Consider the following 6,713-nt stretch of genomic DNA (forward strand, 5'->3'; position numbering starts at 1 on the left):
GAAGGCGCAGCCTACGGAATTCTGGCCTTCTTTTTAATGATTTTTGCTATAGCTTCGTTTGTTATGGCGAAAGCAAGGAAATGAGATGCATAAAATCCCCCTTTTTTATGCAAAAATCCAGCTGGATAGGAAGCTGAAAACCTTGATAAATCAAGGATGTATATATAAAAGGCTGCATAGAAATAACTTTGGAAATAAATAAAAAACCCTTATAAAACCCTTATAAAACAAGGGTTTGAAGGGAACAAGAACTTCCTTCTTCTTGTAGTGTTATGTGAACTAGGGATGTATGGCTTATTCATAGATCAGCGTCTCTTTTTTTCATTCTCTTTTTGAGTATCCTTTATAGTTTTAGCCATGGCTAGAAGGATAATAATCACAAAAGCCACGGACAATATAATGATTCCAGACACTACATTTCATCCTTTCTCATTTTTTATAATTGTTGTCACATTATTTGTTATAATTAACAAAAATTGGTTTTGTATGGGATGTTTGGATGGAGAATGAAACTTTAATGGGAACAGGAAATTGGTTAAGCATACTTTCTACTTTACTGATTGTATTATGCTTTTATTTCAGCCTTACTTTCTTTCAGCACTTAAAATTAGGTGATGAGCGCCTTATAAAACAGTCTAAATTATAAATTAGCAGAGGTCTTATTCAATTAAAGGGCTAGGTCTAATGGAGGGATTACACTGAAAAAACAATTTATTTACTTTTTTGTAAGTTTAACGTCATTGTTGTTGATAGGATGTATTAATAAAGATCCTGAAAAAGTCAATTTAAATCAGCTTACTAGAGTGGATGTTCAAGTTGTAAAAACTGATGAGAGTTACGGAGAAACTGTGACAATCACGGATAAGAAAACGGTAGATAATTTAAAAAAAGTATTTAAAAAGGTCAAATGGGAACCAAATATAGAGCCTAAAATAGTTAGAAAAGAAGATGTAAAAGCAACTTTATTTTTCGAATATGATCAGAATATGCCAGAAAGACTGTTCGAATATGAAATTTGGTTTAATCAAGACAATAATACTGCAATGATTATAAGTAACAATGAAAAAGAGGGCTTTGGAACATTAGATAAAAATAATGCAAAAAAGTTAAAAAATATCCTTTTAAAATAACAGGATCTTTGATTGAACAAGCGGCAAAAATGATCTTCCAGCCGATGTCCTTTTTTAGTACCGATATCGAGAAATATGTAAAGAAGAAGAACTTCCTGATCGGGAAGCTCTTCTTCTTTACTCTTCTACATCAAATTCTTTTAATTGTTTCACTAATATCTTGGCAATCTGGGGACTGATAACTAGCTTTCCATCAAATAAAGAAATATTTTCACTCGAAATGTTTCCAGTTATCATACAAGCCGCATCCGGTCTATATTTTTGTAAAACAATTGCATCTTCTGTTTTAAAAATTTCTAATGGATCTTTTTCTTGGATATCCATTACGTTTCTTAATTCTTTAGGAATAACGATTCTACCTAATTCATCCACTCTGCGAACCACACCTGTAGCTCTCACTATTTTCACCTCATTTCTTCTTTTGTTTTATTCTAACTCTAAATAAATTAAATTTATATCGTTAGGGTGTAATAAGCTGCAAGAGAAAACCAAGAAAGAAAAAAACGGATTTTAACCATTAAGAATAATGTCGTTAAAATCCGTTTTTCTGTATGTTTTTACCTAATTGATGAGGTATTGTTTTAGTATTTTTTTGCTGTTTTTTACGTACCCATGAAAAAGTTAGGCTCTGCCTAACCCCACACACCAGGTGGGGGCATTTTTCCCTTATGCTCTTTCTTTTGTTGTTGTTCGTTGTCTCTATTTGAAATTAGACTTTATTGAAAACAAAAAAGCTGAGTACTTCCTAGATACTCAGCTTTTTTATTACCTTACTTAGAACATGCCCCTTAGGGAACTACTTAGACTCTTTACTTCTTCTTAGAGATTCCAATAAGTAAAAGGAGAACACTAAAAATCCATATTAAAGTCGCTGTAATTACTTTGTTAGAAACTTCTGCAGAAGCTAATTCCGGTTCAAGGATAATTGGCTCAATCAACCATGTTGTCCAAATGACTAAACTTATTATGACAGCTACAAAAGAGCTTAAAAACCATAAATAGATGCGAGGAAATTTCTGTTTATACCACACATATAAAGTGAAAAAAATAGCGATCCCCAGTGTGAGATAGGAGCTTATTAGAAGCAAATTAAGAGTGCTTTCTTCTATCCACATAATATAGCATCTCCTAAAAATATTTTAATTGATACTTTATAATAAAGAGCTCTCCAAAACTAGGCAGCTCTATGATTTACATAAAACTCGAAATAGGAAGTTCTAAGCAGGCCTACATATTTTCATTCATTCTTATTTAACTATTTCAAAAGGTGCAGCAAGTGTAGGAGAATTTATTGGTTTCTTTTCTGATTTTTCCTCTTCAAGATAATAATTTTCTGGATTATTAAAAGTTTTAACAATCCGGTATTTACCTGGTGAAGGTTTGTTTTTTAGGCGACCTAGAGAAACGATTTGAGTAGTAGAACTTTTAGACTTTACGGTGTAAACAGTTTCTTCAAATATGTCCATACCATCTTTGAAAGGAAGTTCATACCAAGTGCTACTAACATTTTTTTCAATTGAAAATTGTTTTCCATAGGTAAAATGAGTGTCATTTTCATTTTGAATATTGACTATGATTTCTTTATCCCCTGTTGTATATTTTTCTTTTTCAGTTGTGATTGTGATTCCATTTTCTGAATTAGAACGCTCTTGCATAAGAGCTTTCTCACCCGGCTTTTCCTCCATTGTGTTTACTGTTTTATCATTCTTTTGTTGAGTAGATTGACAGGTTGCCAGTAAAAAAAATGCTGATATAAAACAAAGAAACAGTACAGAGTTTTTCTTCATTAAAATCCCTCCTTTAACCAAGTGTAAAAGAAATTCACTTTTAGGTAAATATTTCCTGAAAAGGATTAAAAACAAAGAAAAATTTGTGTACGATGGGATTAGAGGTAAAAATCATTAAAGGAGTAACAAAACATGTCTCCAACTACAATCATTGAATTAGGAATGCTAATTAGCGTTGTCCTGGTACTCAGTTTATTGGCACACTTATTTCCTAAGAAAAGTCGTAAAGTGATATGGATCATTGCAGGTTTATTGCTTGTTGGAGGAATAACCTTTTATAGTACAAGACCATTTATTGTACAGTACCAAACGCATGAAGCTATAGAAGAATTAAATAAGTACTTAACGAAAAAGTATCCCAATGATAATTGGAGAATTACCGACAAAGATGAAGTAGAAATACGCCCCGTTGTTTACCTGCATGTGATATTCGAGAGTGAACCAAAGGTAGTGTATGAATACGGAGTGAAAGATAGCAATATTGAGCAGGTTTATATATTAGCTGCTAACAGTAAAATTATGCCACAACACAATGAAGGTGGAGAAAAAAACTATTAAGTGGTAGTAAACTAACTGTATTTTATATACATCCCTAGTTCACATAACATTACAACAAGAAAGCAACCGTGCCTAAATTACTCTTGCCTCGTTAGAGGCTCTTTTTTATGCGCCTAATCTTCTGAATATGTGTATCATTTCAGAAATCAGTGTATATACTATGTGTATACAAATAGGAGGGAGGATGATATAATGGACTGGCAGGAGTCGAAAGACGAAAGGGTGGAAGCTATGGCAATGCCAACGACTGTGCAGAAATGGGGAAACAGCTTGGCTGTTCGCATCCCTAAAGATATTGCTAAACGAGTTGAAATCGAACAAGGCTCTGAGATGGAAATAAGAGTGGTAGGAAAAGACGGGATTCAACTGGTGCCGAAAAAGAAAAAATATACGTTGCAAGAACTTTTAGCCCAATGCAAACCCGAAAACCGCCATGATGAAATCGATTTTGGTTCAGAAGGAAAGGAATTGATCTAATGCCAGTACCAGACCGTGGGGATTTAGTTTATATCAGTTTTAACCCACAATCTGGACACGAACAAAGAGGTCGTCGCCCAGGTATTGTACTATCCCCGAAAGAATTTAACGAAGTCACAGGGTTTGCTATGATTTGCCCGATTACCAATACAGTCAAGGGATGGCCTTTTGAAGTCGAGCTTCCAATGGGCTTGGCTTTTCAAGGGGCTATTTTGACGGATCAAATCAAAAGCTTAGATTGGAACTCCAGACGAATTCAAATCGTTGACCAAGCGCCTTCAGAGGTCATAACGGAGTGTTTGAACAAGATACATACCTTTTTGTAAAAGAAAGCCCTCCGAGATCTCGGAGGGCTTTCTTTACTTTCCAAATAAGCGTGCGAGAAAGCTTTTTTTCTGGCCGGGTTCTTCTTTTTCTGCGGCCAATTGTTTTATGGATTCTGCTTGTTCTTTCTTTTGTTCTTGCAGCAAATTCATACTTTCTAGTAATTTTTTATCGCGCTCTTTTAAAGAGTTGTCTATATAGTGGTTTTGCTTCTGAACTTCGTTTTGTAAAGATTGAATCATTTTATTTTGATTTTCGATCAATTCTTGTTGTTTTTGGAAAGCCAGCATAAGCATATCTAATTTCTCTTCTATAACGGTGTTGTAACGCTCATTTTCAGTAGGAAAAGTTATAACGGTATCAGTTATGGACTTCTCTTTATATATTGCTGTTACCGACTTTGCAGCCGATTCAAGAGTTATACCCGGCTTGTTTCTTTGGGTGATTAAGTCCTTGAACATCATAACGTTTATATCGGTGTATCCTCTATTCCCTTTTTCGTCTTTATGAAAGACAAATCCTGCTGTTTCAAACAGTCGAGCGTACTTAGTAAGAGTTTGTCTTTCAACGTTTAGTTGTAACGCTACTTCTCCTGGAGAATAGAGCCTTTTAATCGATTGCTGTAACTCGTCCATAACGCTACATCCTTTCTGCAACGGGTTATAAGCACCATTATAACATCTTCCATATAGTGTGGTGTTTTTAGCTATAAGCACGGCTAACAGGAAGCCGATAAGTCTGGTAGATAGGTGTGGTAATATTTGAACATTATAGAAAGAAATTTGAGAGGTAGTCTTATTGAGGACATTCATTCAAGCGTTGTTCGGATCGTTCTTTATTCACGTGATATATATACTTGTCCCTATCTTAATAGGTTATATAAAAACTAGATTATATAAACCAGATGTAACGAATGCCTTCGACAATGTTCAGTATCTTCAAAACGAAGTGGCGTTTGGAGGAATTATGAAAGTTAGTCCGTGGTTTTTATTTATTTCTTATTTAGGCGTGGCCATAATATGTGGAATTGTTATTATTTTATATAAAAAATTCGTGAGTAAGAAACTTTAATACAACATAAAGGACAGTATGTTGTGTTTACAAAAAAGCCTAGAAAATTTTCTAGGCTTTTTTATTTGCACTATATAATATATCTTGTAGTTATTTATTGTAATAGACAAACCATAGCATATGCTCCTAAACAGCTAGCACATACTGTAGCACCGATTGCATTTCCGCCAAATACTACAGAACTGCAAGCTCCTGTGCATACGGTTTTAGTAAAAGAATTTGCGGTCTTCCATTTTGTTTTTAGGCATTTAACCACATCACTACCATATCCTGCAGAGGCTTTATTCATTGAAAGAATTGTGCTTTCCTGCTCATTGTATATACTCTTATCTTCTATTTCGTTTGTCTGAGCATTTATATCCAACCCAACTATTTTTTCACCATTCAAAGTCGTATAAACAACATTCATTTCATTATCTTCCAATGTTGACACCATCAAGATGAAGCTATCGACTTTGCCAGTTTTCTTTTCATAAGCTGTAATTAATCGAATATCTTCTTTAGAACTGTTTTTCTTAGATGGTATTAGTAAACCGTCTTTACCTTGTCCAAAGCTTACGAATTCACTACTCTTCCAATCGAAATCATTCTTTTTGTATGTACTTTTATTATTTTTATATTCTTTGTCAAGAGTGCTCTTTACACTATTTAAAACCTTGTTGTTTTTAAATTTCCCGGAGCTTTTGACTTTCAATTCTGATTTATTTGAGCAGCTACAGTCATCCGTTTGGGTAGCTAAAGCCGAATTATCGTCACCAGAACTTAAAGAGAAAGGTTGTATAGACAAAAATAAAACCATAAAAAGCATTATAGTCTTTTTCACTATTATCCCCCTATACTAGTTTTTTTTTTTTTGAAATTCAACCCTTTGTACCAGGGATCCCCTATAAAGAAAAAAGGCAACAACAACAACGCCCAAACAGTATTACTTTTTAATCCCCCTGCTAAAGCGATTCCCAAGATTATAGCAATGCCAAAAAGTCGCAATAAAACTTTTTTCTTCATAGAATCCCCTTTCTACAAATTTAATTAGAGTACAATTTGATATTAACATATTTTTACTTTTATATAACTAATTGGTTTTCATTAAGAAATAAAGAAAATTAAGTTATCAAGGAATTTATCGTAACATAGGGTTGTATGTGGAATAATGAGGCAGATAAAGTAGAATATTTTTGCAGAAACGATAAGGATCTTTATCTATTCAAATCCCAAATGGTATCATATTTTGTTTTTCGTGAATAAAAAACAAGAATAACTTCTAAAAACCGAATGCAACATAATGATGATTATGTTGCATTCAAAAAGCAACCCGTAGCACACGAAAAACCCCTTGGAAACCAAGGGGTTTTTCGTTATAGCAACT

10 protein-coding genes are annotated in these 6,713 nt (G+C 33.7%); 4 read left to right on the forward strand and 6 right to left on the reverse strand.

Annotation, left to right across the window (positions count from 1 at the left end; all coding sequences use genetic code 11):
* The first annotated feature begins 803 nt into the window (after positions 1 to 803).
* Complete coding sequence (locus B1A98_RS19580) at positions 804 to 1,130, forward strand: YhfM domain-containing protein (protein WP_082821685.1); 327 nt, start codon at positions 804 to 806, stop codon at positions 1,128 to 1,130.
* 117 nt (positions 1,131 to 1,247) lie between these two features.
* On the opposite strand, the gene B1A98_RS19585 is transcribed toward B1A98_RS19580, so the two are convergent.
* From B1A98_RS19585 to B1A98_RS19595, 3 genes are all read right to left on the reverse strand, one after another.
* A complete protein-coding gene (locus tag B1A98_RS19585; protein WP_063384381.1) occupies positions 1,248 to 1,529 on the reverse strand; it encodes an AbrB/MazE/SpoVT family DNA-binding domain-containing protein in 282 nt (93 codons plus the stop codon).
* Positions 1,530 to 1,939: 410 nt separating this feature from the next.
* Positions 1,940 to 2,245 (reverse strand): hypothetical protein, encoded by a 306-nt coding sequence (locus tag B1A98_RS19590; protein ID WP_063384382.1) that lies wholly within the window; start codon positions 2,243 to 2,245, stop codon positions 1,940 to 1,942.
* Between the two features lie 132 nt (positions 2,246 to 2,377).
* The gene (locus tag B1A98_RS19595) at positions 2,378 to 2,917 is read right to left on the reverse strand and encodes an immunoglobulin-like domain-containing protein (protein WP_063384383.1); all 540 of its coding nucleotides are present in this window, start codon (positions 2,915 to 2,917) and stop codon (positions 2,378 to 2,380) included.
* A gap of 132 nt (positions 2,918 to 3,049) precedes the next feature.
* Here B1A98_RS19595 and B1A98_RS19600 point away from each other — a divergent pair, with 132 nt between their 5' ends.
* The 3 genes from B1A98_RS19600 to B1A98_RS19610 all read left to right on the forward strand — a co-directional run bounded on the left by B1A98_RS19600 (position 3,050) and on the right by B1A98_RS19610 (position 4,278).
* Complete coding sequence (locus B1A98_RS19600; protein WP_063384384.1) at positions 3,050 to 3,475, forward strand: hypothetical protein; 426 nt, start codon at positions 3,050 to 3,052, stop codon at positions 3,473 to 3,475.
* Between the two features lie 192 nt (positions 3,476 to 3,667).
* Positions 3,668 to 3,952 (forward strand): AbrB/MazE/SpoVT family DNA-binding domain-containing protein, encoded by a 285-nt coding sequence (locus B1A98_RS19605; protein WP_063384385.1) that lies wholly within the window; start codon positions 3,668 to 3,670, stop codon positions 3,950 to 3,952.
* On the forward strand, positions 3,952 to 4,278 hold the full coding sequence (locus B1A98_RS19610; RefSeq protein ID WP_063384386.1) for a type II toxin-antitoxin system PemK/MazF family toxin: 327 nt from the start codon (positions 3,952 to 3,954) through the stop codon (positions 4,276 to 4,278). Before B1A98_RS19605 ends, B1A98_RS19610 begins: the two co-directional genes overlap by 1 nt.
* 33 nt (positions 4,279 to 4,311) lie before the next feature.
* Here B1A98_RS19610 and B1A98_RS19615 read toward each other — a convergent pair whose 3' ends face one another.
* The 3 genes from B1A98_RS19615 to B1A98_RS19630 all read right to left on the reverse strand — a co-directional run bounded on the left by B1A98_RS19615 (position 4,312) and on the right by B1A98_RS19630 (position 6,352).
* Positions 4,312 to 4,911, reverse strand: coding sequence for a hypothetical protein (locus tag B1A98_RS19615; protein ID WP_063384387.1), 600 nt, complete (start codon positions 4,909 to 4,911; stop codon positions 4,312 to 4,314).
* A 530-nt stretch (positions 4,912 to 5,441) separates the two neighbouring features.
* On the reverse strand, positions 5,442 to 6,170 hold the full coding sequence (locus B1A98_RS20855; RefSeq protein ID WP_231867602.1) for a hypothetical protein: 729 nt from the start codon (positions 6,168 to 6,170) through the stop codon (positions 5,442 to 5,444).
* A gap of 2 nt (positions 6,171 to 6,172) precedes the next feature.
* Positions 6,173 to 6,352, reverse strand: a complete 180-nt coding sequence (locus B1A98_RS19630) for a hypothetical protein (RefSeq protein WP_063384389.1) — start codon at positions 6,350 to 6,352, stop codon at positions 6,173 to 6,175.
* Positions 6,353 to 6,713 lie beyond the last annotated feature (361 nt).

The organism is Pseudobacillus badius, from assembly GCF_002189605.1.
Classification (GTDB): Bacteria; Bacillota; Bacilli; order Bacillales; family Domibacillaceae; genus Pseudobacillus; species Pseudobacillus badius.